The organism is Armatimonadota bacterium (assembly GCA_035527535.1).
In the GTDB taxonomy this organism is placed as follows: domain Bacteria; phylum Armatimonadota; class Hebobacteria.
Genome location: DATLAK010000185.1, coordinates 1 through 26,791, shown reverse-complemented (window position 1 = coordinate 26,791; position 26,791 = coordinate 1). Strand labels below are relative to the sequence as shown.

The following is a 26,791-nucleotide window of genomic DNA, read 5'->3' as shown; positions in this document are numbered from 1 at the left end:
TGTACCCGCCCGCAAGGGGACAGTCCCCGTTCGGGGACAGTCCCGACGCCGGAGCACATGACCACTATCGCCATAGACGCCTCGGCGCTGGCCGGGGCGATGTCGGGCACCCCGCGCTACATCCGGGAGCTGATTCGCGCCCTGGGGATGCTGCCGACGCAGGAGAAGTTCCTCATCCTGCACCGCGGCCGGCGCGCGCAGGCGCCGGTGCCCCCGACGATGGAGACGGTAGCGGCCAACGTGCCGCTGTGGCTGAGCGTGTTCGTGCCCTACGCGCTGGTGCGCAAGCGCTGCCGGCTCATCCACTTTCCCTATGCAGCGATGCCGCCCTGGCTGCCGTGCTCGTCGGTCACGACCGTCCACGACCTGGCCTTCGTACGACACCCCGAATGGTTCACGCCGCGCATGGCGCACATGCTTCGTCGCACTTGGCTGCCGGCCATCCGGCGAGCGGACCACCTCCTGTGCGTGTCCGAGTTCACCCGACGCGAGGTGATGGAATTGCCGGGAACCGAGCCCGGCCGGATCACGGTCGCGCACCACGGGGTGGGGTCGATGTGGCACTTGAGCAGGGAACAGGAGGGGCTCGCCCATCCCAACCAGGGGCGCCCCTACATCCTCGCGGTCGGTACCATCAGCCCCCGTAAGAACTACGCCCGGCTGATTGAAGCCTTCGCCCAGGCGTCGCCGCAGCTCGGGGGGCTGGACCTGTGCATGGTCGGCAGCCCCGGTTGGGGAGTGGACAACCTGGCCCAGGTGGCGGCGCAGTACGGCGTCGGTGCCCGCGTCAGGCTCCCCGGCGCTGCCAGCGACCACGACCTGCTGGCCTGGTACCACCACGCGCAGGCCCTCGCTTTCGTCTCGTTGTACGAGGGCTTTGGCCTGCCTTTGCTGGAGGCGATGGCGCAGGGCGTTCCGTGTCTCACCTCCAACGGTTCGGCGCTGGCGGAAGTGGCTGCGGACGCGGCCGAACTGGTGGACCCACTGGACGCAGCCGCCATCGCCGAAGGCCTGGTGAGGGTCTGTGTGGACGCTGACTTGAGGGCGCGGCTGCGCGAGCGCGGACTGGCGCGCGCACGGGAGTTCACCTGGGAGGCGTGTGCCCGTACTACGATGCAGGCGTATCGCGCAGCGCTCTCCAGGTGACCGCTAATTCCCAATTCCGGGGACAGTCGACTTAATTATCGCCGCTCAAGCACAACCTGCAGCCCAAGCGCCCGCGCCGCCGCAACCAGCATGGGCAACGTAACCGCGTGCCGGCCGCTCAGCCACCCGGTGACGGTAGAACGGTCCACGCCCAGCGCCGCCGCGAGCGCCTTCTGACCGCCCCGCCGCCCGGCTTCCCCCCCGCAGCCGGTCAATAATAGCCCAAACCTCATCCTCCATGCGCGCACCCCGAACTCCCATGCAACAAACCTCGTGCCAGAAGAAATCCCGCGCCCTCATGGCCGTAACCCGCGCCCTCGACCGCCTGGCAGGAATTGTGGACCACTGCCGCGAACGAAGCCGCCGGGGGGCTGGGCCCGCCCTGCCCCCCGATAGCGCCAAAGCGCGGAACACGGCAAGGCCCACTTGCCGACTGGCGGGCACTTGCGGCCGGCGACCGCGGCGGCGACGGAGGCCCCTCATGATCGAAGGTATCCGGGTCAAGCAGCTCACGCGACATGTTGACGATCGCGGCTACTTGATGGAGATCCTGCGCGACGACGACGAGCTGTTTATCAAGGTCGGCCAGGTTTACGTCAGCACCTGCTACCCCGGGGTGGTGAAGGCGTGGCACGCCCACCAGCGCCAGACCGACAACTTCTGCGTGGTCAAGGGCCACGCGAAGATCGGCCTCTACGACGGGCGCGAGGATTCTCCGACCTACCGCCAGACCGCCACCTTCGTGCTGGGGGACGCCAATCCCATCCTGCTGCAGATCCCGCCGCTGGTGTGGCACGGGCAGATGGCGCTGGGCAACGAGATGTCGTACTTGCTCAACCTCCCGACCGAGCACTACGATCGGGAGCATCCGGACGAGCTGCGCGTTGACGCATTTGACAACGACTTCAACTACGACTGGGCGGTGTGCAGTCGGTAGGCGCGGAGGCAGATGGCTAGGGCCGACGAATCGGCCCGCCACGTCCCCAGGTCAGAGACCGGCGGCTAGGTCGCATTGCGACCGCCGTGGCGGCGGAAGGTCCTAGCCAGATGGCGGCCTTTAGGCCTAGCCAGCGGTCTGCACAGCGGACCTAGCCGCTGCGGAGGCAGACCTTGCGCATCGGCATAGACGCCCGCACCCTCGGCGCCCCCCGCATCACCGGCGTCGAGCGCTACGTGCGCAATCTGATCGCTCATCTCGGGAGGTTGCCCGAGCTGCCCGAGTGCCTGCTCTACGTTGACTCCCCCGACCTCGCCGCCGGGCCGCCGGTGGAGCTCGGACCCGCCATGCGCATGCGGCTGGTGCCGCCGGGCCGGGGCTGGCTGCGCGCGCGCCTGCCGCTGGCGGCGCGGGCGGACCGCGTGTCGGTGCTGCACTTCCCCGCGACGGTGTTGCCGCCGCTGCTGCCGTGCCCGGCGGTGGTGACGGTTCACGACCTGGCCTTTGAGTTCTTCCCCCAGTCATATGACCCTGCGGACCTGCGCATGCAGCAGCGCGGCGCGCGCAAATCCATCCGGCGGGCGCGTCACGTCATCGCGGTCTCACACGCGACGCGGGATGATGTCCTTCGCCTCTACCGTCGCCGCCCGGACCATATCACCGTTACTCCCTCGGGCGTCGAGGAACGTTTTCTCAACGCGAAGGAATCAACGCCGCCCCAAGGCTGGCCGGGTGAGTACTTGCTCTACGTCGGCGCGCTGGCGCCGCGCAAGAACCTGATGTCCCTGCTGGAGGCCTACGCCCGCGCGCGGACGGAGGGGGTCACTGCGGCGCTGGTGCTGGCGGGTGCGGGCGCGCCGCACTACGTGGCGGCGCTGCGCAGCAAGGCCATCGGCTTGGACCTGCTCCGCGACGTCATCTTCGCCGGCTACCTGCCCGACGAGCTTCTGCCCGCCGCATACCTGAACGCGCGCGCGTTCACCTACCTGTCGCTGTACGAGGGCTTTGGCTTGCCGGTGGTGGAAGCGATGGCGTGCGGAACGCCGGTGATAGCGTCGGCCTCATCCTGTTTCCCCGAGATCGTGGGCGACGCTGGCATACTGGTGGACCCGGGCGATGTTGCGGCCCAGGCAGCAGCCATTGTCTCGCTGCTGACCGATGACAGCAGGCGGCGCGAGCTGGCTGCGAAATCCCGCGCCCGCGCGCGGCAGTTCTCGTGGGACGAGGTCGCTCGGCGGACCCTGGAAGTGTACCTCGCGGCGCGATGACCGGGGTGCCGTAAGCAGGGCCGGCAAGCACCGATCGCAGTAGAGTTGACGCTGCCGAGGCCGACGACGCACTACGCCACCGGAGGCGTCCTGATGATCGGCTGCTTCCACCGCCCGGAGAAGTAGTACGCGAGGCTCAGCGCCGCGCTGGCGGCGACGCCGATGAGCATCGCGTACCAGATGCCCGCTTCACCGTGGAGGTAGCGCGGCAAGATCATCGCCAGCGGCAGCCGAATCCCCCACAGGCCGATGACCGAGATAATGGTCGTCCACGCCGTGTGCCCGGCGCCGTTGATCACCCCGTTGCTGGCGAACAGCAGGGCGTAGAACACGTAGGTGATGCCGACGATGCGCAGGTAGCCGACGCCGATGGCGATGACCTGGGGGTCGCTGACGAAGGCGCGCAGGAACACCGCGGGGATGCTCACCGCCAGCGCCGAGATCACCAGCGAAATCCCGCCGCTCAGCAGCAGCCCCCAGCGGAAGACGTCGCTGACGCGCGCGTAGCGCCGGGCGCCGATGTTCTGTCCGGCGAGGGTCGAAATCGCCATGCCCATGGTCAGCGCCGGCAGAAACGCGACCTGGTCAATGCGAATGGCCGCGCCGAAGGCGGCATCGGCGCTCGCCCCGAAGGCGCTCACGAGGCTGACGATGACCACCAGGCTCACCGACACCACGGACTGCTGGATCATCGCCGGAAAGCCGATCCTCACCAGCAGCCAGGCCGTCGGGGCGTCTATGCGGGGGTGGCGCCAATCCGGCCGCACCAGCGGGCGTCGGCGGCTGATGTGCACCATGAGCGCCGCCACCGCTGCCGCCTGCGCTACGATGGTGGCCCAGGCCGTGCCGTTGAGACCCAGGCGCGGGAACCCCAGCCAGCCGAACATCAACAGCGGGTCGAGCACAACGTTGATGGCCACCGAGATCGCCTGAAAATAGACCGGGGTCGCGGAATCACCGACGCCGCGCAGCATGGCGCCGATGAGGAATAGGCCGAAGCTGAAAGGCAGGGTCCACAGGAAGATCCGCAGATAGCCCGCAGCTGGCGGCAACACGTCGGGCGGGGTATTCATTGTCATCAGCAGGCGCTGCGTCACCACCAGCCCGATGGCAAGAAAGACGAAGCTCAGGCCGCCGACGAGGGTGATTGAGGTCTGCACCACGGCCTTGAGCCGATCCCAGTCGCGCGCACCGGCGTACTGTGCGATCAGGATGTTGGTGGCCAAGGTGAGCCCGGCGGCGACGGAAATAAGGACGAACACCGCGGGCAGGCTGACGGTGACCGCGGCGAGAGCGGTGGTGCCCAAGAACCTGCCCACCCAGAAGGCGTTGATAAGGCTGTACGTCGTCTGCAGCAGGCTCCCCGCCAGCATGGGCATGGAGAAAGCCAGCAGATGCCGCGGTATGCTGCCGGTGGTCAGATCGCGGGCGACCCGCCGCGCCGGGAGGTCGCTCGCGGTTTCCTGGGTGTCGGGGCTCACGCAGGGGATTGTACCCGAAACCGACCGCGGGCGCGATAGCCGGCGCGGACTACTCCGCGCCGGCGTCGGATGGGGAGGGCTTCATGATGAGGGTGCGGATGGGGTATGGGATCTCGATGCCCTCCTCCCGGAAGCGCCGATGGAGGGCCTTGATGAAGTCGGACCGCAGCTTGTACTGGATGCCGAAGTCGCGCACCCGCAGCACCACCACGAAGGTGATGGCGGAGTCGCCGAATTCCTTCCAGCGCACCACCGGCTCCCAGTCGGTGGCGGAGCCTTCCACCGCCTGCATGACCTGCTTGGCGAGGGCGATGGTGACATCCTCGACGTGCTGGAGGTCGCTGTCATAGGAGACGCCGCACGAAACGTAAACGGACATCTCCTGCACCGGCAGGAAGTAGTTGGTGATGACGCTCTGGCTCAACTTCGAGTTGGGGATCACGACCACGTTGTTGGCCCACAGCCTGATCTTGGCGTTGCGCCACCCGATCTCCTCGACGAAGCCCTCATCGCCCGACTCCAGCCGGATGAAGTCGCCCACGGAGATGGGCTTGTCCACCGTCAGGTAAAGCCCGGCGAAGAGGTTCGAGAGCGTATCCTGCAAGGCGAGGGCTACCGCCAGGCCGCCGATGGCGCCGGTGGCGAGCAGGGGACTGATGTCAACGTCGGCGATCCTGAGCACGTACAGCAGGCCCAGAGCCAGCACCAGGATATTGACGGTCTTGCGAACGAGCACCGCCTGATGGGTGATGTCCCTGGCGGCTCCGGCGCGGGCGGCGGCGGCCCTGACCCGCCACGCCACCAGTCCGTTGAAGATGCGCAGCGCGGTCCAGATCGCGAGCACGAGCCAGGCGATGCCGAAGACCTTGGCCGCGACTGCCACGACCCGGGGGGTCCACGGCAGGGTGTCGAGGCTCCAGGCCGCGGCGTACAGCCCCAGCAGCAGCAGGCCCCACACCACCAGCCCACGCAGGGGCACCAGGATCACATCGTCCAGCTCGGTTTCGGTGCGCCGCACCAGTGGCCCCAGGACTCGCAGCCACAGCAGGCGTACCGCGAGCATCGCCAGCACAAAGCCGAGCAGAATGCCACCCGCGGTCACCAGGTCACGCGCGGAAGACGACAATCGCCACGTCATCGCCAGCATGGCTGCTCCTTTCGCCTCGCCCCGCCCCCACCGCGAGCGCCCGTACCTCTATTGCACCACCGGCGCCCCCTTGGTTCGCCCGACGAGGGTGTGGCTGATCGCGGCCCCGAAGTAATCGCGGAAAATGCGGTAGTAGAATAGCTCTTCCTTGCAGTTCAGACTACCTCCGTCGGGGAGGCGGCGCTGAGCTTGGAACTCGGCGTCGGAGATGAGGTGCTCGGCACGCGCCGCGAGCAGATCACCCACTCCCGCGCCTTCCCAGAACTTGGCCTTGGGTCGGTTGAGCACCTGCGGCGGGAGCAGTCCCTCCATGGCGCGGCGCAGGATCCACTTCTCGACCGCGGCGCCGTTATCGCTGATCTTCATCTGTGGCGGGATGCGCAGGGCGTAATCCACCACCTCGCGGTCGAGGAACGCGGTGCGCGCCACCAGACCATGGCCGGCGGAGCAGCGATCCACGCGCTGCAGGGCGGTGTTGTGCAGCCGTCCGGTGATGTCAATCAGCTCGTCGGGCAGCTCGGCCGGATCGAGGTGCTTCAGGTAGGCATAGCCGGCGAACAGCTCATCCCCGCCCTCCCCCGACAAGACCGCGGGCACGTGATCGGCGGCCAGGCGACCGACCAGGAAGTTGGTGATGCTGGAGCGCACCAGCAGCGCATCGAAGGATTCCAGGTGGTAGATGACCTCGGGCAGCACTGCCAGCATCTCGTCCACCGTACATACGCGCTCGTGATGTTCGGTGCCGACGAAGTCTGCAACCGCTCTGGCGAAGCCCAGATCGGGCGCCCCCGCGACCCCCACCGCGAAGGTGTGCAGCACCGGCACCTGGCGGCGCGCCAGCGCCGTCATCGTCGCCGAATCCAGTCCGCCCGAGAGCCAGGCTCCCGCCTGCCCGGGACTCACGCGCTTGCGTACCGATGCCACCAGCCGCGCGCGCAATTCCGTCGCCACGTGCTGCGCCGGCGAGTCGAGTGGCGGCCGCAGCTCCAGCCGCGCATATTCCACCAGGCCCGCTTGCGGGTCGTAATAGTGCCCCGGCGGAAACTCGCGAATGTCTTCCGCCCAGCCCGCCAGCGCCTTCAGCTCCGAGGCGAAGCAAACGGCGCCCTGGTGACGACCGAGGTACAACGGCGACCGGCCCAACATGTCGCGCGCCAGGAAGACCCCCTCGCTGCCGGCGATGGACAGCGCAAACGGCCCGTCGAGCTGACCGACAACTGCGGGACCCTGGGAGCGATATGCGTTTTCGAGCGCCTCCAGCGGACAGGTCGCGCCGACGGCCAGTTCGGGCCAGTTATGGATCTCGCCGTGAAGCACGGTGCGATGGCGGCGAATGTTGATTGCGGATTGCGCCTGGGCGTGCGGCCACACCTGGCCGAAGGTGGCGGCGTCGTGGGATGCGATCATGCGGCCGGCATTGCCGCGGTGGGCGATGGTCGCCAGCGCCTGTTCGATCAGGCGCTCCTCGTTGCTCCTGGCTACTCCGACGATTCCTGCCATCTGCTCGTCCCTCCTCACCGGCTGGGGGCGGATTGGCAGCCGACGTATGTGTATTGGCGTAACAGAGAGCAACCGCGGCGGAGTCGGCGACCGGAGGCAGGCGCGTCACCATGACACTACGGCCGACGTCGGGCGAGGGCCGTTGGCCTCGCTCGCGTTCATGCGCGGGCACTGACACCCGCGCACGCTTGCGGAGAACACCAGGGCGGTGAGACAGCGGGAAAATGGTTGCCTTGGCGAGTCCACTCGGCCTACGCCGCAGGTCTCTCGCTGTTCAATCCATCACTGACAGTCTACCACACCAGGCTCACGAGGTCAAAGCATTTGATCGCCGATGAATGTTGGCATGACCAACAATCCGCGCGTGCAAAGGATTGTCGGAGCAGGCGGCGAAAAGCAAGCGCGCGCGGCAGCCGGCCGGAATGAGAGGTGCGTGATGCTGAAAGGGATTCCGCCCATTATCTCGCCCGAACTGATGCACGTGCTGCTGAGCATGGGCCACGGCGACGAGCTGGTGCTCGCCGACGGCAACTTCCCGGCGGCCACGCACGCGCGGCGGCTGGTGCGGCTGCCCGGCCACGGCGTGCCGCCGGTGCTGGAGGCGGTGCTGCGCTTCTTCCCGCTTGACACCTATGCCGACGATCACGCGGTGGTGATGTCGGTGGTCCCCGGTGATCCCACCGTGCCGGTGATCTGGGACCAGTACCGCCGCCTGCTGGCCGCCGCCGAGGGGCGCGAGATCAAGCTCACCGAGATCGAGCGCATGGCGTTCTACGAGCGCGCGGGGCGGGCGTTTGCGGTGGTGGCCACCAGCGAGTCGGCGCTCTACGCCAACCTCATCCTGAAAAAGGGCGTGGTCGCCTGAGGATTCCCGTGGATCGTCGCGATCGCCCTCTCGACGACGAAATGCTCGGCCGCCGGCCGGCGGCAGGAGGAGATAACGATGGTCATCACCACCACCCCCAGCATTGAGGGGCATCCCATCAAGGCCTACCACGGCGTCGTCTGCGGCGAGGCGATCCTGGGCGCCAACATCATGCGCGATTTCTTCGCCAGCATCACCGACATCGTCGGCGGGCGCGCCGCCGCCTACGAGCACGAGCTAGGGCGCGCGCGCCAGATCGCCTTCGACGAGATGTCCCACCAGGCTGCGGCGCTGGGCGGCAACGCCGTCGTCGGGGTTGACGTAGATTACGAGGTCGTGCGCGACGGCATGCTTATGGTGAGCGTCAGCGGCACCGCTGTCACTATCGAGTAGTTCGCGTCGGCGCGCATGGCTCCCGCTCCGGTTCGATGATCGGTAAACCGCTCCGGTTCGCCTTCCGTCGTTAGTCAAGGAGGCTCATGATGCCCCTGATCCATGTCCGACACTACCCGACCAGAGACCTGACCGCCGACTGGCGTCCCGGGGACGCCGCGGGCCTCGCCCGCCTCCGGAACGAAAGCGCCCCCGGCTGGCCGGGCGGATTCGGCGGCGCGCACGAGCAGACGCCCGAGGAGGCGGAACGCCAGCTCAAGGAGCAGGACCGCCTGGCCGCTTTCGTCGCCGAAACCGATGGTCGCTTCGTCGCCTACTGCGACCTCAATGCCCAACGGGGGGACCGCCACGCCTACATCCCACACCTCAACGCCCACCCCGTTTACCACGGGCGCGGCTTCGGCAAAGCGGTGCTCCTGAGCTGCGTCGAGAAGGCGATGGAGCTGGGCTTCGACCAGGTGCATCTGGGCACGTGGGCGGGCAACCTCAAGGCGGTGCCGCTCTATAAGAAGGCGGGCTTCATGTGGGTGCCGGAGACCCAGGCATGGATGCTCAACTTCGTCCCGTTCGCGCTGCGCCACCCCCTGGCGCGCCCGTTCTTCGAGCGCCACAACTGGTACGACACTCAGGTGCGCGACCTCGCTCTGCTCGAGGACGCCTACCGCCACGGCGAGGTGCGGGCCTTCGAGTACCTGTGGCGCGCCGATGGTGACCTGCTGCGGATGGTCTTCGACCGCCACTCCTGGGGCTTGCTGGAGATCGAGACCAACGAGCTGCGGGTCGGCTGTTACTTGCCGGGGGAGAAGGTCATTGCCGACCTGCCGCAGGCGATCCGCTGGGAGATCGAGAGCAAGCGCGGGCGCGACTTGCAGGCGGTAATCGTCTGCCGGCCCGATCCCGGCATCGCGTGCGACTTCCAGGGGTCATTCACCGTGCGCGGGTGCGAGGTGCGGTCGGCCGAGTTCGTGGTGGCCCCCGATATCCGCGACAAGGAGAAGGCGCCCTTCGCGCACATTATCAGGTCGGCGGTGCTGCTCGACGGCGAGCCCGTGGAGCTGGCGGCGGGCATGGACTTGCGGCAGCCCGCCGCCGTGGAGGTCGAGCGCGACTTCGTGTCCCTGCGCCCGCGGCAGCAACAGCAGGTGCTGCTGCGGGTACGGTCCAACCTGGAGCAGCCGGCGCGGGTGCGGGTGGCGGCCTCGTCGCCCGGCGGTGCGCGGATGAAACGCCAGGCGGCATTGCTGCAGATGCAGCCCCACAGCTGCAAACAAGTGCCGGTGCTGCTGACTCCCGAGGGGGCCGGGCAAGTTGACATTACGGCGCAGGTGAGCCTCCGGGTTGGGCGGCGCACTATCCGCGCCAAGGACGCCCGCGTCGCCCTGCGCGCGCGCGGGCCGGGCGACCTCGTGGGCTCGGCGGACGAGGATCGCGCCATCCTGGAGAGCGACAGCCTGCGGGTCGTCCTCGACCGCGGCGGCCATCTGCGCGTGTTCGACCGGATGCGCGATGGGGAGAAGGCGGGGCCGATCTCGTTGATCCGCTTGCCGCCACCGGCGCTGGGGCCGCCGTTCGTTTGGCAGGAGTTCTTCACCGGCCGGCGGCTGGATGCCGCCATCGAGCGGCATGCGGGCGCGCTGACGGCGGTGGTGCGCTGCGAGTCGGTGCAGCGCCCGGGCGTGCTCCTGGAGCGGCGGATCGCCCTGACGCATCGGCCGGTGGTCGAGATCCGCGACGCCGTCATCAACACCACCGCCGAGACGCTCGACCTCACGGTGCTGCGCCACGCCCGGGCGGAGGAGCACCAGCAATACGCGGGTCTGCCCGCGCCCGGTGGTATCAGCGAAGCGCCGAGTGAGGGCGCCGGTCTTGGACTGTACCACCTGCGCGCAGGCGACGAGGACGCGGACTGGCCCGAGGGCTGGACCTGCGTGTGGGATGAGCGCGGCTACGCGGTAGGTTTGATCTGGGAGCAGGCCTCGCGGGTCGAGCGGCAGGGGTGGCGCGTGCAGCAGTCGCTGGGGCGCCTGCAGCCGGGCGCGCGGGCCGAGGCGCCGGCGTTGCATGTCTTCGCCGGCCCGGGCGGCGCGCAGGCCGTTCGCTCGTGGTGGCAAACGCTGCACGGGGATAAAGCCGACACCTTTGGCGCGGGCGAGCCGGCCCCCTCCTCGCCCGCCATCGAGTTCGGATTGGAACCCAGTCCGACGATCGTCACGCCCGAGGGCGCGCAAGTTCGCGCCTTTGCTCGTTCCGCGGGCCGGCGGAAGCTGTCGGGGCGGCTGCGCCTGGCGATGCCCCCGGGCGCGCACGCCGACCAGCGGATCATCGCTTTCGACGATCTCGACCAGGCCCACCCCGTGGCCTCGACGATCGGGGTCAAGCCCGCAAGCCGCGCGCGGCCGGGCGTCGCCGCCGCGCGCGCCGAGCTGCGGCTCGAGGAAGTCACCTACCGCCGCGACCTCCCGCTCGTCCTGCTGCCCAAGCAGCCGCCCGTGATCGAGGAGCGCGCGCAGGACGGCGTGCTCGCGCTGCGCGCGGCCCCCATGACCCTGCGCGTGGATCCCGCGTTTTGCGGCTGCGCCGTATCGCTGACCTGGCAGGGGCGCGAGCTGCTGCACTCCGGGTACCCCGATGCGGGGCCTTTCATGTATTGGAACCCCTGGTTCGGCGGCATCTGGCCGCAGCTCGGCGACCTCGGGGCTCTGCTGCACCACGAGAAGTTTCGCGCGCGCTTCATTTCGCGCCAGGGGCGCAGCGGCGCTACCTGGCGGGGGATCGGGGTCTCCTGTTCGCCCAAGCACGAACGCGGCCGCAATGTGCGGCTGACGCTGGAGTACATGCTCCTACCGGGCCTGCCAGTGCTGGCGCTCGGCGTCGCGTGCGCCAACCGGCACGAGGCGTCAGCTCGCTTCGAGGCCGGGGCTGATGTCTGGCTGGCGCTCGGGGGCAAACCGACCGACGTCATACTCGTGCATCGGGCTGGCGAGCCGGGGGCGGTGCGCCATCGGCGGCCCGATCACGTCTCGGTGAGCTGCGCGCCGTGGGGGATCGTCGAGAACCCCGCCGCCCGGTGCGCCGTCTTGCTGACGAGCGGCTCGCTGCACGCCGCGCGCGCGGGGGTGGACCTCAGCGGCCGCGACGGGTACCATCTGGTGGCCCGGTCATGGGGCACGCTGGAGCCGGGGCAACGCTGGCGCTCTGTGCTCTATCTTGCCTGCGGCGGCACCGCACGGCAAGTGCAGCCTTGGTGCTGCTTATCGGGCTGCGGCCACTTGCCCTGAGGCAGCGATCTAAGCTCAAGCCGACCTGCGCGCCCAAGCACATCATTTGTGCGCCTCTGGCGTCATCACCGATCAGGAGGGCATGTTCATCTATCGCGGCCACATGACGCTGGGCGGCGCGGTGCCGGCGATCGTCCACCGCGGCGACCACTGGCAGCGGCCTGCACTCTGCGCGAAGCGGGTGTTCGGCCTGCAGCCAGGCTGACCTGCATGACCGCTGGGCCGCCCAGGTGCCCAGAAGGAGCGATACGAGCCGACGCACCGATCTCGCCGCTGGCTAACTGGTGCGGGAGGCCTTCACCAATTCGCGCGAACGGCACGAGTGGGCGCTTGCTGGCCGCGCACAATCTCACGAACAAAGCACAACCGCACAGCCGAGGTTGACGGCCTCGGTGAAGCGAAGTAGGATGATTGCGGGCCAGCTTGGGAATTTCTCAGCCAGGTCCACCTCGGGAATCGGGGGCAACGGGAGACCACACATGGATGATAAGAGCGTACTGAGGAAGGGGGTCCTGGCCACAGCCGTGGCGGTTCTGGTGCTTGCGCGGACCGCCTCCCTATGTTGGGCGAAGGAGCAAGTACCGCCGCGGGATCGGCCCTTGTTCGGGCGGCCGTCGATTCGCATTGCCGCCACAGACGCAGCCCCCGTAATCGACGGGAACCTGGATGAGCCGGTATGGGACGGGGCAGTCTGGGTCCGGCCTTTTTCGCTGTGCTACCAGGGGGAGTACGCGCCCTTCGTGACTGAGGCGGGGCTGACGTACGATGATGACTACCTATATGTCGCGTTTCGATGCCTTAGTCCCGAGCCAACACGTCAGGCGCCACCTGCCTTCCCCCCCGCAGACGGCGACGCCACGGCAGAGGTTCTCATTGACGCAGGCGCTCCTGAGCGATACTACAAAGCGGCGCTAACGTCGGAGGGCGATCTTGTCACACGGCAGTACGGCGGCGGCGCACGCCAGTGGCGTGCCGATCCTCGGGGGGCAGCATCTACGCAGAACGGCTCGTGGACGGCCGAACTCGCACTGCCGCTCGCCGGGGTCGACGTCCCTGCACCGGACAGGGGAGACGCGTGGCGGATGAATCTGGGGCGCCGCCTTCCAAATCGAATAGGAAACGCCTCGTGGGCGGTGACCTACGCTTGGTTCTACGAACCGCAGTACTTCGGTGACGTCTATTTCGGCGGTCACAATGCGCTGACCGCAGAGTTGCAGGAAGTCGCGCCTCCGCATGTGGGCGAGAATCCGTTGACAGTACAGTTCGTGAACCACAGTGCGTCCACTGCCTCGGCGGACATCCGCTTGATCCTAGAGGAAGTAGATGGCAAGCAGACCCTGCTTACGAAAGAAGTTTCCATTCCAGCGGGTGGCCGTCTTCGTCAACCACTGACATATGTACTGCCTGACGGCACGCTTGGCATTGTGACCCTCGAAGTGGCTGAGAGCGGCTGCGGACGCCCGTTCCTGCGGCAGTCCATCGCGGTCAATGTGCCGGCGAACCGAGCGACCCTGGACGAGGCACAGTGTACTCTGGGCAGAGTCCGCGATCGCCTGGCGGCAGGCGATTCGCTGGCGCCGCGATGGATTTGGCAGTCCTTGGTGCGGCTTGAGAGCGAGGCCAAGAAGAGGCGTGCGCAGCTGGCAGAGGCGGAGACTTCCGTAGCGGAATGGCACGGACTCGCTAGTCCGCTCGAGCGTTTGCTTGGCAGAGCGCAGAAGCTCAAATGGTGGCTGGACCATGACGTGGGGGATGCGGCGTTCGCCGTAGGGAAGGCATCGACCCTGGAGAAGTTGCTCCGGGATCGCGCGTTTGCCGGCCCGCTGGCCGACGAGTTTGAGATCGCAGCAGCACGTGGGGAGTACGAGGGCCTTCAGCTCGTTCTAATCCCCGGCGGCGACGAGTTAGCCGACGTCTCGTTGGCTGCATCAGACCTGCGCGGTCCCCGTGGCGCCACCATTCCTTCCGGGAAGTTCGAGTTTCAGTGGGTAGACTTCGTGGAGACGCGCCAGCCGCGTCATCCTATCGACTACATCGGCTGGTTTCCGGACCCGCTCATCCCAATGACCGATGCACGACGCACGGTCCCGATAGATCGGCTTCACCAGCCCGTTTGGGTGTCCCTACATATCCCCTACGGCACTCCGGCGGGCGTCTACACGGGGACCGTGGAGGTTCGTGTGGCTGATGGCGCGCACGCTGTCGTGCCGGTTCGTGTGCGCGTCTACGATTTCGATTTGCCTCGGTGGCCGGCGCTCAAGACCGTTTTCTGGCTGAATGAGGGATACATCAGGGACTGGAACGGGTGGGACGAGATTCCCGAGCACGTACGGCGCAATGAGATGGCGTTTCTCCTCAGGTATCGTGTCAACCCGGCGACCGGTTGGAACCTGCTTGAGCCTATTGACAATTTCGAGTTCGCGTTGGAGCGGGGCCTGAATGCGGTGCAACTGGGCAGCGCGCCCTCGTGGCCGTTGCCAGAGGCCACGCTAGCACGAATCGAGCGGCATTACAGCTACCTGAAGGAGCAGGACCTGCTCGACATGGCGTTCATATACGCGCACGATGAGCCAGACCCAAGCCTATACCCGGATGTCCGGCATACGATGGAGCAGATCGGTAAGCACTTCCCGGGGCTCAACCGCGTGTGCACGGCGTCCCCGCCGGCGGAGGGTCTAGAAGGTGCCATCGACACGTGGGTCGTGACGGCTAACGCGTTCAACTACGAGGCGGTGGCGGCGCGTCAAGCCGCTGGTGACGAGCTGTGGTTCTACGGCGGCCCGACGATGAAACGTCCCTACACTAACTGGTACGTAGACTACACGGGCATTGAAGAGCGCATGACCTTCTGGCACTGCTGGAAGTACCAGGCGAAGGGACTGCTGCACTGGTGCCTGGATCAATGGGGCTCGAATATGGTGCCGTGGTCTGGAGATCCTGCCATTGACCGAGCGATCGCGTTGGGGAAGCGCTGGCCGGAGGTGCCGTGGAACGCATGGACCTATCTGAACGTGAACGGCGAGGCGCAACTCGTGTATCCTGGACCGGAGGGTGCGTTCTGGAGCAGCGTGCGACTTGAGATCTTCCGTGACGGCATGGAGGACTACGACTATTTTGCTGTTCTGCAATCGCTTCAGGAGGCGTTGGAGGCGAGTGATGCATACGACCGAGATGCGCTTGTGGCGAGATCGCGGGCGCTGCTAACGATTGGCCCGGCAATCTCCAGCGATCTGGCCACGTTTACCAAGAACTCGGAGGTGATGTTTGCTCACCGGAACGAGGTGGCCACCCATATCGAGCGCCTGCGGCATCGGTTGCAGCCGGCGGGGAGCCATGACTAGACTTAGCTTTGCCTCCTCTTCCGGAAGGCGTTTGTGCGCCTCTGGCGCCATCACCGATCAGGAGGGCATGTTCATCTATCGCGGCCACATGACGCTGGGCGGCGCGGTACCGGAGATCGTCCACCGTGGCGACCACTGGCAGCGGCCTGCGCTCTGCGCCGAGCGAGTGTTCGGCCTGCAGCCGGGCTGACCTGCATGACCGCTGGGCCGCCCAGGTGCCCAGAAGGATCGGTATCAGTCCACTCGAGCTGGTCTCAGCTGCGCCTGACACCCGCACCTGGTTTCACCGGTGCTTGAGATCCGCAACCGGCATCAAACGCAACCATCATCTCGACTATGGCCGACTACAGGGCCTGTTGCATCCATCCGCGTATCGTCGACACCAGGAGCACCTGCACATCGCCTGTCGCGGTACACGTAGCCTCCCCGTATACTCGTATACTCTAACGGGTCCCCACGCGAGTGAGCTTCCATACGTCCGAGAACATGTTATTCCCTGCGATCACCCACAGTCCGTCGTCGTGAACGCATACACTTGCCGCGTGTCGGGGCTCCCAAGGAGTATTGGGCAGTTCATGCCAGTTGACACCGTCAGAGGAATACCACACGTCATTCCGATTGCGCCCCCCGTGCATCCCCTCCAGCACCCACAACCTGTCGTCAAAGGCAGCTACTTCGTGGTACTGTCGTGGATCCCAAGGCGCATGTTCGACGTGCCTTTGCCAGTTAACGCCGTCAGCTGAACTCCAGACATCATTGTAGAACTCTCTCGTGGGCGTCGCCGGGGTCTCGTAGGTGCCGCCGCCAAGGATCCACATCCTGCCCTTGAGTACGGCGCAACTACCGATCATGCCTCGCGGCCGCCAGGGCGCGCGCGCGGTGACGCGAGTCCACTCAACACCATCGCTCGAACTCCAGACGTCGTTGTAGAACACCTCTGTCGCCGGGGCGAACTGTGGGAGGGTCTGCCCGCCCATAACCCAAATCTTGCCGTCATGCACCAGCGTGTAGTGCAGCACGCGCTCAGCCCAAGGAACTTTGTCGCATACCAGACCCCAGTGGATACCATCCCCACTGCTCCAAACGTCGTTCTGGTAGTGCCCCTGTAGGGGATCGCCGCCAACGATCCACATTCTGCCCTTATGCACTGCGTAACCCGCGGTATGGCGTGGTTCCCACGGAGCGCGAGGGTTCTCCAGATGCCAGTCGATGCCGTTCTTGGAGGACCAGACTTCGCTGTTACATGCTTGGGGGAAGTGTTCCTTGTCTGTCGGGTTCCAGCCACCCAATAGCCACATCTTCCCACCAAACACTACTGCGCCGGCCCCGTCCCGCGGTGCGAATGGCGCAGCCGGGCTAATCTCGGTCCAGCGGTACCCGTTCGCCCCATGGGAAGGGACGATGGTTGAATCCATGATGGCCGTATCCTCTCTGTCTGAGCAGTAGGACTCCACTCCATACGGCGGCTTCCACCCCTTGGGGATGGTCACCGTTATCGTCAGCGTGGCATGGTCACCGGTCCTCGAGGTCTTCCATGGGTGGTACATGCAGTACAGGTCCCGCCGGTCATACCTGCAGTGATGGTTCCCCTCGGCCGTCAGCGCCCAGCGCCCCCCGGCGGCTTTCAGGCCTTCCTCGCCGTCTTGCTGCCACGCCTGGAACCAGTTGCTGGCTGCTTGCCACTAACCCCCGAGGCGCGCGCCACTTGCGCACGTGAATTGCCCTCGGCGAACAGGCGGGCCGCTTCCCGGCGGCGCTTCTCCAGGTCTGCGAAATCTCGTCTGCGACTTGCCCGCCATGCGTTTGGCGAGCTGGGCTGCGATTGCGATTTCATGCCCGCCCTATATCACAACCAGTCCAGGAAGTCCGACATACTAGGCGAAGCTCAATAGGCCTGCGGCCGGGGCGGCGACCAGCGGCCTAGCCGCCGAAGGCTTAGCCACAACCGCTATCGCGGCCACATGACGCTGGGCGGCACGGTACCGGCGATCGTCCACCGTGGCGACCACTGGCAGCGGCCTGCGCTCTGCGCGAAGCGGGTGTGGGGTAGCATCGGGTGCCGGTTCTTCCCGGACACTCGAACCACCGCATACAGGCTGGCGGCACGATCGCAGGCCGGCTTCACGGGCACCTGACTAGGACAGATGACTCCAGTCAACTGCGCCGCCGTCCTCTACGCCTGCTTCAGCCCCGGCTCCCGGCCCTTGACGAAGGCCACAGCGTTCTCGCCCACGATCTTCTCCGCCACTCTCGCGGCGAACCTCCCCGGTCGCCGGATGCTGTCCAGCGCCTCGCGCATCTTCGGCCCCTGCGCGAAGTGCGGCCAGTCCGTGCCGAACATGATGCGGTCCTCTCCCGCCGCCTCCACTAGGCACTCCAGTCCCGGCGCGGTGAGGGGCACGGCGCCGAGGTCGGCATAGACGTTCGGGTGCTCGCGCATGAAGCGCCCGACCTCGCGGGCGCGTTCGACCGTCCAATCACACGCGCCCGCATGGGCAAGCTGGAAGTTGATGGTCGGATATGCCGCGATAACCGCTCGCAGGTGGCTGAGATAGTCGGGGAAATCCTGGACGCGCTTGGCGACTTCGCGGAATCCCTGGGGTAAGGAGTCGGGATCGGCGGGTCGGTCCTTGCCCAGATACCAGAAGGAGGTATCCAAGATGATCTGCGCATCGAACTCGCGCGCCAGCTCGCAAATCCGCATCGGACGCGGGTCATCGGGCAGTTCGCCCCAGAAGGAGACCGCCAGCTTGAGGCCGGCGGCGCCCAGCTCCAGGCTCTCGCGCGCCAGCGCCATGTGGTTTGGGACTTGCGGCCCGAGATGGCAGGGGAACCAGTAGAAGCGGTCGGGAAACCTCGCCATCACCTCCAGCGCATAGTCGCGCGCCATTGTCTCGCGCACGCTCTCGAAGGCGATGCCCTTGCCCTCCAGATCGGCGGGGAGGTCCTCCGGTGACCAGCTAATGAAAAAAGCGCGGTCAATGCCGGCGTCCTCCATGACCGCGAGGTAGTCCTCGGCGCCGGTTGGCTTGTGGGGGCTGTAGCACTGAGGATTCCCATGGGAATCGAACGGACGGATGAGGTGGACATGCGTGTCAATGATCACTTTCAGCCTCCTAGCGCCTGACGGTACACGCGCAGGGCGTTCTCACCCAGGAGCTTGCGAATGACTGCCTGCGGATAGCCCCGGGAGACCAGGCCGCAGGTGACATTGGGCAGCCGGCTAATATCGCTCAGCTCATCAATGAACGGGCGCCACTCCTGGTGACTGGCATCTGCGGGGGCCGGATGACGCCGTCGGAAATAGGCATCGTCTTCGAACAAGTCTCCGCCCAGGGCGATGATGTCCTCATAGCCCCGCTCGACCAGGTGATCCACCGTGTCCAGAAAATCGCTGAAGGTGGCGAACGGGCCGTTGATGTAGTGGCGGCAGAAATGCAGCCCAAGCAGTCCGCCGCATCCCTTGAGGGCGTCCAGGTGCCGGCGTTCCATGTCTCCCCAGCCTGGGTGGGCTTCGCTGGGCGCTCCGTGCGCCACTACTACCGGTTGCCGGCTGAACTCAATGACCTCTGCGAAGAAGCTCCAGGGGGCATGTGAAACATCCACCACAATCCCCAACTCATTCATGCCGGCTAGCGCCTCCCGCCCAAAGCCAGAGAGCCGCCATTCACCGGAGGAGGCATCCACCAGTTGGTTAGGGCGATCCCAGGTCAACTGCATATGCCGCACGCCCAACCGATGGAAGACCTGAAGCAGCTCGATCCGTCCCTCCAGCGCCTTGCAGCCCTCGAAGCCAAAGAAGATGGCGGATTTCCCTTCCCGTTTGGCACGCAGCACATCTTGTGCCTTTTGCGCCACCAGGAACCGATCCGGCCTCGATTCGTAGAGCCGACGGGCTCGTTCCAGCCGCACCAGGGAATCCCGCGCCCAGCCCTCCGTCTGGGCCAGCGAACTCACGTAGAACTCCCAGTCGTCTTCATTCCGGCTGTCGTTATAGATCGCAACGTCGGCCACGGGCATGACCGTCTTGGCAGTCACGCCGCCCTCCCGCATGGCTAGGTTGGCATCCAGCCGGTGGTAATAATGATCGTGGAGCAGCCAGACAATCGCGCTGGCGTGCAGGTACTGCCATGCGGGCGACTCGGCGATGGACTCACACATGGTCAGATCCCAGGACACAGGTTGTCGGCGCGCCCCGGTGATTCGCCGAACTCCGACTCAGGCCAGGCGACACAGCATGCGCAGGACCTCCAGGCCGCCTACCAGCACCACTACCTGCTGCACGCGCCCCCTTCATGGCCGCCGAGGAGCGCTGCGACGGCAGAGGTCAGCGGTCACGGAGCTCTCAGCCGCCCGACGCCTGGACCTCTGGAGGTGACGGCGCTTCTTCAAGGGATCGCGCCTGCACGTTGTGGAACAACACGGCGCGGTCTGAGTCTGAGGGAGGCGAGCCATATGCCGCCAGCCCGACCTGGGCGGGCGACGAAGGGTTGAGATCCCACTTGAACTCCCTGCCTTCGTCAACCAGCTCCCCGTTCACATATGCCGTCAGCTTGTAGTCCCAGACCTGAATCGTAAGGATGTAACGATCCATGGGCTTCACGCGCTTGCTCTCGAGGATGCCGTGGGCGCCATACACGCTGGCCTGGCCGCCCGATTGAGTCGCTATGTAAATGGACCGCCCCTTGTCCATCCGGTCGAGGCCGCAAACGACACCGCCGGTAATGGTTCCGCCTGAAGGTTTGAGCTCCACCTCGGCGCGCATCTCGAAATTGCGCGGCATCCGCGCCGCGCATATCAGTCTCACCCAGCCCCGGGGGCCCGTCGTGCTGACCGAGCCGTCGCTGGCGAGACCCCATTCCCCGTCGCGCGCACGCCAGGCGTCCAGTGATGTGGTGAGCGCTACCCACTTGCCGGTGTCGAGCTCGGATTCAATCCGACAGCTTCCAGCTCGCGATCGCAGGTAGCCATCAGCCAGCCGGTCGGTGTTATCGTGGAGCACCTGCTTGAAGATGGGCAGCGCCCCGGATGCGTTGCCCGCTTGATACAGCCCCTCGGCCTTTCTGACTTGAGGCGCAAAGGAGCCGGTCGCCGCGTAGATCTCGCTGAGGGCCGACTCGGTGGGGGTTCTATAGTAATCCTCGAAGACCGTATGCCGGGGGCGGCGCTCAGGGATCTGCCCGCCCAACCCGTCCACCAGGCGCCGCGCGTCGTCGTAGGCTGCGCAGCGCCACGCCAGCGCTGCCTCCTGGGCCCTTATCTGCGGGATCTCTTTCGCCCGCGACGGTTCTGCCGCCATGCCCTCGAACACCGCGCGCAGGTCCCGATAAACGCCGGGCTGGTGCCAGATGGTGTCGTCGCCGTCACATTCGCTGATGAAAGACACCGCGTGCCACAGCTGCACGGGGACGTCGGTGTCAAAGCGCTTCGTGGCAAGGCATTCGAGTCCGACATCGTACATCTCCCGGTGGCTGCCACCCCAGCGAGGCAGCAGGGCAAACTGGAGGAGTCTCTGATAGGCTGGGATATAATCGAACTGCGCGGCTACCGAGCGGTCGAACCACAAACGACACGCGGCCTGGCCATCGCCGGCCCCGTTCGCCACCGTGATCATCCTGCACGCTGCCTCCGGGTAGTCGGGGTGCAGCTTCCACGCCTTCATCAGGTGCGCCCGCGCCAGTTCCAGTTGCTCATAGAAGGTCTTCCAGCCCTGCTCAGTCACCGTGGAAGCCCAACCGGTGCCGCGGGCCTCCCACGCGGCGTCGATCCGATACTCGCCCCCGGCCATGTTGACGAACCACTCGTCAGCGCCCGGCTTGGAGGTGAGCGCCTCGTACACCTGCTTCACCTTCGGTTCGAGATCCTGGCCAAGTAGAAACTCGATGGGGGCCCAGAGCACGCGGCGCTCCGGCCCGGTCCAATTATAGCCGCGCACGGCTTCGCCGATCCATCGCGCCTGCTCCTCCAGCCACTGGTCCTGCTCCTTGGCCTTGTCGCCGCCGATCGCCTTGCACACTTGGGCAAGGTTATAGGGCGCGGCCCACATGCTCACCCTGGGGTAGCGCGTCGCCCCGTAGCCCTCGATCGCCCGGCGGATATACGGCTCCGCCTCGTTCGCCTTGCCGACCTCCTGCAGGGCGCTGCCGACGCAGTACAGAACCAAGGGATCATTGCACTCGGTGTCCATCAGCGGCTGCGCCGCCGCCATGAACTGCTTCGCGCTGGGGGCATCGGGTTGCTGCCCGACCCAGCGCGCGTACGCCTCCAGCAGGTTGAGCGCGGCTTCATCCCAGGCCGGGTCGCGCAGCCCGACGGCGCGGTAGGCTTCCACCGTCACCTTGCGGCGCCACGCCAAGCGCACTGCGGCATACTGGCGTTCGGTGTACGCCTTGGGCCCCGCCGGCAGGGGCTTCGGTCCGACATATGTGGCGACTCCAGCTGGCTCTTTGCTGCTGGTGCTAGGTTTCACTGCCGCCCGGTGGCGCGCGCTTGTGACCGCGCCGCAGGACGGTACGGTCATCGTGGTCAGCAACGCCAGCGCTGCGGGCATGAGGACGCATGGACGGCCGAGGATTCTCATGGTTCCCCTCCAATCGCGGTGATACCGCGGCGTCACCACAACCAGTCCTGAGTGAGACTTCTGCGTTCTCGAACGGCTTCCTGCGAGGAACGGTGGTGAGTCAAATGGACGGAGGCTTGGGGTATGTTCGCGGAGAGTGGGAATCGGATGAGAGGAATGCTATCCTTGCGGTGACCGATACACAGTCCGGTCCTGCTGAGTTGAAAAGTGAGAATCGCAAAGGGTTGGTTTTCTTTAGCCCTGCGGCGGGTGGTGGCGGTCCGCAGGGACCGCAATTACCTCCGGGCGCGCCCTCACGGCCGCACGTAAAACTCCACCCAGCAGAACGTAACCTCGCGCCGGGGCGTGACCTCGATCAGGTTGTGCCCGCGCTTCATCGCCGCCGGCGGCACGACAAAGCCGTAGGTTGGGACCTCCATCCGCGGCTCGGGCAACTCCACGCGCCCGACCGCACGGCACACCTCGCCGTTGACCCGCACCTCCATCCCCTCGTCGCCGGCGACCGCCTCGCCTTCAATTCCGAGAATGGCCGTCACCTCGCCGGGCTCGGGCTGCGGGCCGGTCGGAAGGCGAAAGGCTGCGCTCGCCCCGGGACCGCACCTGGCGGGCAGCGCGATGGCCCGCGGCTCGCCAGGCGCCCAGGTGTCGGCGTAGGTGAGGACATGGCGGCGCGGTTTGCCGCTGAGCGTCTGCAGATCGCCGACTTCGCGCAGCAGCTTTGGGTAGTCCTTGCCAGCTACCTGCGAGCTGGGGTCGTCCATGTAGTTGAACAGGTAGATGCGGTCGGCGCCGCGGTCGAGCATCGTCGTCGCCGCCCCCCGCACCGTCTCCAGGGAGTTGATGGGGGACTTTTCCCAGTAGGCGGGGTGGGGGCGAACGAGTATCTCCAGCCCGGCCGCCAGGACGACCTGTGTCCCGTGCAGCAGCGCCTTCCAGGTCTCGATCGGCATGTCGGTTTCGGTGGTCGCCCAAAACGGCGTGACGACGAGCATGTCAACCAGGCTCTGCCGCGCCCACGTCACCGCCTCCATGCCCAGGGCGAGGGAGGTCTCCGGCCGAGATGGCACCCGCGCGCCGAGGAGTATCTTATGCCCGCGTTTGCGCCCCCAGTCGTCCAGCAGCCCGCGCACCTCCGCCATGAACTGGTTCAGCAGGGGAATTCCCGCGCTCTCGTGGCCGGGGCGGAAATGAAACCCGAAACGCATCCAGTCCAGCTCCATCCCGTCGAAATCATAGCGCTCCGCCAACTCACGGATGAGCGCCAAGTGGTACTCGCGCACCTCCGCTTGGCCGTAGTCGAAGGCGCGGTCGGTCCACTCATGAAACCGGTACGACACCCGCCGCAGGTCCGGGCGCGCGCGCCAGAACTCGCTGTGGATAAAGTTGTTCTCATCCTCGGCGTTGTGCACATCGTTCATGCGCATCGAGATCCAGGGCGAGATGCCGCGCTGGCGACAGCGCGCGATCCACTGCGCGTAAACGTCAATGCCGTCGCGGTTCAACTGCCACGCCGTGTGCACCCAGTTGAACGCCGATTGCCGCGCTTCCCCCGACAGGCTGGCGAACAACGGCTGGTCGTCGCCGCGCTGCGGGTCGTACCCGCGCCAGATGGGATCCCAGACCTCGCTGGCGTAGCTCGTGCGCATGGCGTTGGGGTTGAGTATGAGCTCTTGAACCTGCGTGTCCGCGTACTGATCCACCCAGGCGGCGACCTGCTCGGCGTCCAGGCGCCGGGCCGCGCGGCTGATGAAGAAGTGCGAACTATCCTCGTTGAGAGCGATGCCGGGCATGATAAGATTGACCTCCGAGCCGGGATTACCCATATCAGATTCGGGAATCCGCATTCCCTATTGATTCCTCAGCTTGCCTACCCCAACATGGTGATGTCCCTCTAACCCGGATTATTGAGCTCTGCATTAACAATCCAACAACCAGGGTGGGCTTCAACGGAGATATTCAAGCACATATTGGCATCTTCTTCAAGCGCCAGTTCGTTGCGTTCATTATGTCGGAGTCAATATGCATTGTCAACGTGAGGTCCTTACCCAATGAGTGCGTCATCCCGAGCGGCTAAGCCCGAAGGACCGCCACGGCGGGCCGATCCGTCGGCCCTAGCCACTGCGCTCAGAATGACGTTGACTTGTCCTCATGCATAATCTGGGTTAGAGAAAGCCGGGTTCCCTTGGCTTGCGAGACTCGGCTGTCCACGGTTTCGATTCCGACCGGGAGTGTGAAACGGACTCGAGAGCGAAGAAGGGGCTCTAGAGCCTGACCGGAGCTGATGGTCACCGAACCGTTTCCCCTGGAAACCTGACATACTCATGAAAGCGCAATCCGCGACTGAGCAACGAATGCCAGGCATTGACCGACTGACAGTCGAGGCGCTGCGGCGCGGCGAGGACGGCGCGTACACGGCCGTAGTAAGCCTGCTGCTCGGCCCCGTCTACCGGTTCCTGCTACGGCTCTCCCGCAGCCCCGACGTTGCGGAAGACCTGGCGCAGGAGACTTTCGTGGCACTGTGGCAAAGCATCGGCTCTTTTGAGGGGAAGTCGCAGTTCAAGACCTGGGTCTTCGGCATCGCCTACCACCAGTTCCTGCGATACCGGGACAAGCCGAATGCCGAGACTGCGCAGTTCGACGAGACCCGGCACGAGAGGGAGATGGCCAACCCGGATGCGCTCCTCCTGGAGGCCGATGAGCGACGTCGGGTACGGCAAGCCGTCTACGCTCTGCCTGATCTCTACCGGGAAGCGCTTTGCCTGGTACATCTGGAGGGGCTGAACTACCGGGAAGCGGCAGCGATCCTCGGCGTCCCCATCGGCACGGTCAAGTCGCGGATGAATGTCGCTTTCAGACTTCTGCGCGAGAAGCTGGGGCGAAGCGAGGGACGAGACAATGATGTGCGAGAACCTGAGAGCATTCCTGGATGATGAGCTGAGTGCTATCGGCCGGCTGGTCATGTCCGCGCGCCTGCGGCTGTGCGGCCGGTGCCGGCTCAACGCAGCGGAGTGGCAGCGTCTTAGCCGCCAGATTGAGCAGCTTGAAGACGAGCCTGTTCCGCCGGCACTCGGCGAATGCGTTCACGCAGACGCGCTGCTAGCGGCTGCTTCCGCACGCACGCATGGTCCCTCACTCCCCGTCCAGCAGTCGCGTAGACAAGGGGTAATGACGATGAGACGGACAGTGATGGCGGTTGTGTTTCTGGGTGTGCTGGCAGGCGTAGCACTCTGGCAGCTCCCGGGCCGGAGAGGCGATACGGCGCTGGCGGCTGTTGCGCGCGCCATGGCAAACGTCACGAGCGCGCACTTCGTGGGATCGACGCTCGATCGCGGAACCGGGCAGCGCCGCTCGGTCGAGGGCTGGGTCAAAGGGCGGAAGTTCCGCATGGTGACCGAAGGGACAGAAGATGTCGTGGACGACGGTAATCGGCTCGTCACGCTCAGCATCTCGGACAACCTCGTGATGGCAACAATCAGCCCGCCAGGAGAGTATGTAGGGCTAAGCGAGGGCATGACCTACCTCGATCTGTTCAGGGGGGTATTGCTTGAGCCGGGAATGGAGGCGGTCAGGTGGGAAGCCATCAGACTTCCTGACGGGCGGCAAGCGAAAAAGGCCATCCTGATCTCTCCCGGCAGCCCTGGTTTGGCCAAAGGTGTTCTGATCGTAGATGTGGACACAGATCTTCTCCTGGGTCTGGAGGAATACGATAGCGCCGGCAGCCTCGTGGACAAGCTAGAGCGGATCGAATACAATGTCGCGATCCCCGATTCCACTTTCCAGGTCAGCATTCCTGAGAACGCGGTTGTAACCGATGAGACCGCGCCTCCATCACCAGCCTCGGTGGAAGGTTGGAAGGAAGTTGAGGCTGCGATCAAGAAGCTGGAAGCTGAGGGTGCCTACCTTATCTGGAAATGTCCACCGCGAAAAGGCCCGGCCGGGCTCTCGGACATCGGTGACTTTCACCCTAATCTTCGGTTTCAGCTTCTCGACAATAAGGGCACGGCAATGCTCTACACACCTCAGAACACGTACATCATATTCGGGAGAGTCCTGGTGGAAGATGTGAGAGGGCCATTCCGACGCGTTCTGACAAATGAGGAGTTCGCTGCACCGACTCCGCCGATTGTGAGCATCGAGCAGTGGAAAGCCCAACGAGCGCGGGAAGAGGCGCGCATTCGCGCCGAGTCAAAGCGGCACATGCCGCCGCCGGAGGTGAGGGCGCAGTGGGACGCGAAGGGCAAGGAGCTCGTGGCGGCCGGTGCGAGATTGCTCGTCCGGTCCAGTGGTCATTGCTGGCCCGTCGGCAACGCTAACCGCTTCGGCATCGCCAACGGCGGCTGCGACTTCGAGGCGCTGAACAAAGGCGCGATGCGCCAAATCCGCATCTGGTACTCGCCCGCCCGGAAAGAGTACTACATCATGGGCAAAGCGCGAATCCACGGTCCTGGATTCGACCAAACGGTCGAGGACGGCTGGATCAAGGTGCCCGGCCCCGCGCCGAAGCTGCGGCAGGACTAGGGAGAAATGCTAGCCGGCGGGGCACGGAAGCCCCGCCCTGCAGGCCAGTAGAGGCGACTCGTCGAGTCGCCTCTACTCATCTTATCCCTGATCCCCGTCTACTCGCCTCCCAGAGGAAGTTCTTCCCCTCCCTTCACCTGCGCCGGCTTCACGAGTCCCTGACAAGGACACGGGGCGTCCCCGCAGTCGAGCGAGTGGCCCGCAGCGAAAGTCTGCTATTAGCGGTATGCTGAGCCACCGATTTGAGGGCTGAGGCGCCGAGGGGTGGGATCGTGCTCTCGGATGTGGAACAGGCGCCTTCGCCTGTTCAATCTGGCGCCGCGTACGCGGCGCCAAC

At 65.8% G+C, this 26,791-nt stretch carries 19 protein-coding genes; 11 read left to right on the top strand and 8 right to left on the bottom strand.

Annotated features, from left to right (window positions below):
* Positions 1 to 57: 57 nt before the first annotated feature.
* From VM221_13865 to VM221_13855, 3 genes are all read left to right on the top strand, one after another.
* Complete coding sequence (locus tag VM221_13865) at positions 58 to 1,146, top strand: glycosyltransferase family 1 protein (protein ID HUT75908.1); 1,089 nt, start codon at positions 58 to 60, stop codon at positions 1,144 to 1,146.
* 481 nt (positions 1,147 to 1,627) lie between these two features.
* The gene (locus VM221_13860) at positions 1,628 to 2,083 is read left to right on the top strand and encodes a dTDP-4-dehydrorhamnose 3,5-epimerase family protein (protein ID HUT75907.1); all 456 of its coding nucleotides are present in this window, start codon (positions 1,628 to 1,630) and stop codon (positions 2,081 to 2,083) included.
* A 173-nt stretch (positions 2,084 to 2,256) separates the two neighbouring features.
* Entirely contained in the window at positions 2,257 to 3,351 is a 1,095-nt protein-coding gene (locus tag VM221_13855) for a glycosyltransferase family 1 protein (GenBank protein HUT75906.1), read from the top strand.
* 71 nt (positions 3,352 to 3,422) lie between these two features.
* On the opposite strand, the gene VM221_13850 is transcribed toward VM221_13855, so the two are convergent.
* Genes VM221_13850 through VM221_13840 form a run of 3 tightly spaced genes read right to left on the bottom strand, consistent with a single transcriptional unit; the run spans position 3,423 to position 7,479 of the window.
* On the bottom strand, positions 3,423 to 4,832 hold the full coding sequence (locus VM221_13850) for an MATE family efflux transporter (protein HUT75905.1): 1,410 nt from the start codon (positions 4,830 to 4,832) through the stop codon (positions 3,423 to 3,425).
* 49 nt (positions 4,833 to 4,881) lie between these two features.
* A complete protein-coding gene (locus tag VM221_13845; GenBank protein HUT75904.1) occupies positions 4,882 to 5,979 on the bottom strand; it encodes a mechanosensitive ion channel family protein in 1,098 nt (365 codons plus the stop codon).
* 48 nt (positions 5,980 to 6,027) lie between these two features.
* Entirely contained in the window at positions 6,028 to 7,479 is a 1,452-nt protein-coding gene (locus VM221_13840) for an asparagine synthase-related protein (GenBank protein ID HUT75903.1), read from the bottom strand.
* Positions 7,480 to 7,915: 436 nt separating this feature from the next.
* On the opposite strand from VM221_13840, the gene VM221_13835 reads away from it, so the two are divergent.
* The 6 genes from VM221_13835 (at position 7,916) to VM221_13810 (ending at position 15,546) form a co-directional block, all read left to right on the top strand.
* Complete coding sequence (locus VM221_13835; GenBank protein ID HUT75902.1) at positions 7,916 to 8,344, top strand: RbsD/FucU domain-containing protein; 429 nt, start codon at positions 7,916 to 7,918, stop codon at positions 8,342 to 8,344.
* A gap of 78 nt (positions 8,345 to 8,422) precedes the next feature.
* On the top strand, positions 8,423 to 8,737 hold the full coding sequence (locus VM221_13830) for a heavy metal-binding domain-containing protein (GenBank protein ID HUT75901.1): 315 nt from the start codon (positions 8,423 to 8,425) through the stop codon (positions 8,735 to 8,737).
* 86 nt (positions 8,738 to 8,823) lie between these two features.
* Positions 8,824 to 12,015, top strand: coding sequence for a GNAT family N-acetyltransferase (locus VM221_13825; GenBank protein ID HUT75900.1), 3,192 nt, complete (start codon positions 8,824 to 8,826; stop codon positions 12,013 to 12,015).
* Positions 12,016 to 12,097: 82 nt separating this feature from the next.
* Positions 12,098 to 12,220, top strand: coding sequence for a hypothetical protein (locus tag VM221_13820; GenBank protein ID HUT75899.1), 123 nt, complete (start codon positions 12,098 to 12,100; stop codon positions 12,218 to 12,220).
* 877 nt (positions 12,221 to 13,097) lie between these two features.
* Complete coding sequence (locus VM221_13815) at positions 13,098 to 15,356, top strand: glycoside hydrolase domain-containing protein (GenBank protein ID HUT75898.1); 2,259 nt, start codon at positions 13,098 to 13,100, stop codon at positions 15,354 to 15,356.
* Positions 15,357 to 15,387: 31 nt separating this feature from the next.
* A complete protein-coding gene (locus VM221_13810) occupies positions 15,388 to 15,546 on the top strand; it encodes a hypothetical protein (protein ID HUT75897.1) in 159 nt (52 codons plus the stop codon).
* Positions 15,547 to 15,799: 253 nt separating this feature from the next.
* On the opposite strand, the gene VM221_13805 is transcribed toward VM221_13810, so the two are convergent.
* The 5 genes from VM221_13805 to VM221_13785 form a co-directional block, all read right to left on the bottom strand.
* Positions 15,800 to 16,771: a galactose oxidase gene (locus VM221_13805; protein ID HUT75896.1), complete on the bottom strand. Its 972-nt coding sequence runs from the start codon at positions 16,769 to 16,771 to the stop codon at positions 15,800 to 15,802.
* Between the two features lie 758 nt (positions 16,772 to 17,529).
* The gene (locus VM221_13800) at positions 17,530 to 18,462 is read right to left on the bottom strand and encodes an amidohydrolase family protein (protein HUT75895.1); all 933 of its coding nucleotides are present in this window, start codon (positions 18,460 to 18,462) and stop codon (positions 17,530 to 17,532) included.
* Positions 18,463 to 18,464: 2 nt separating this feature from the next.
* Positions 18,465 to 19,517, bottom strand: a complete 1,053-nt coding sequence (locus VM221_13795) for a membrane dipeptidase (protein HUT75894.1) — start codon at positions 19,515 to 19,517, stop codon at positions 18,465 to 18,467.
* Between the two features lie 184 nt (positions 19,518 to 19,701).
* Positions 19,702 to 21,936: a hypothetical protein gene (locus VM221_13790; protein ID HUT75893.1), complete on the bottom strand. Its 2,235-nt coding sequence runs from the start codon at positions 21,934 to 21,936 to the stop codon at positions 19,702 to 19,704.
* 293 nt (positions 21,937 to 22,229) lie between these two features.
* The gene (locus VM221_13785; GenBank protein ID HUT75892.1) at positions 22,230 to 23,780 is read right to left on the bottom strand and encodes a hypothetical protein; all 1,551 of its coding nucleotides are present in this window, start codon (positions 23,778 to 23,780) and stop codon (positions 22,230 to 22,232) included.
* 507 nt (positions 23,781 to 24,287) lie between these two features.
* Here VM221_13785 and VM221_13780 point away from each other — a divergent pair.
* Together VM221_13780 and VM221_13775 are read left to right on the top strand one after the other, a co-directional pair.
* Positions 24,288 to 24,866: a sigma-70 family RNA polymerase sigma factor gene (locus VM221_13780; protein HUT75891.1), complete on the top strand. Its 579-nt coding sequence runs from the start codon at positions 24,288 to 24,290 to the stop codon at positions 24,864 to 24,866.
* The gene (locus tag VM221_13775; protein HUT75890.1) at positions 24,832 to 26,454 is read left to right on the top strand and encodes a hypothetical protein; all 1,623 of its coding nucleotides are present in this window, start codon (positions 24,832 to 24,834) and stop codon (positions 26,452 to 26,454) included. The genes VM221_13780 and VM221_13775 overlap by 35 nt, the downstream gene beginning before the upstream one ends.
* Positions 26,455 to 26,791: the final 337 nt, after the last annotated feature.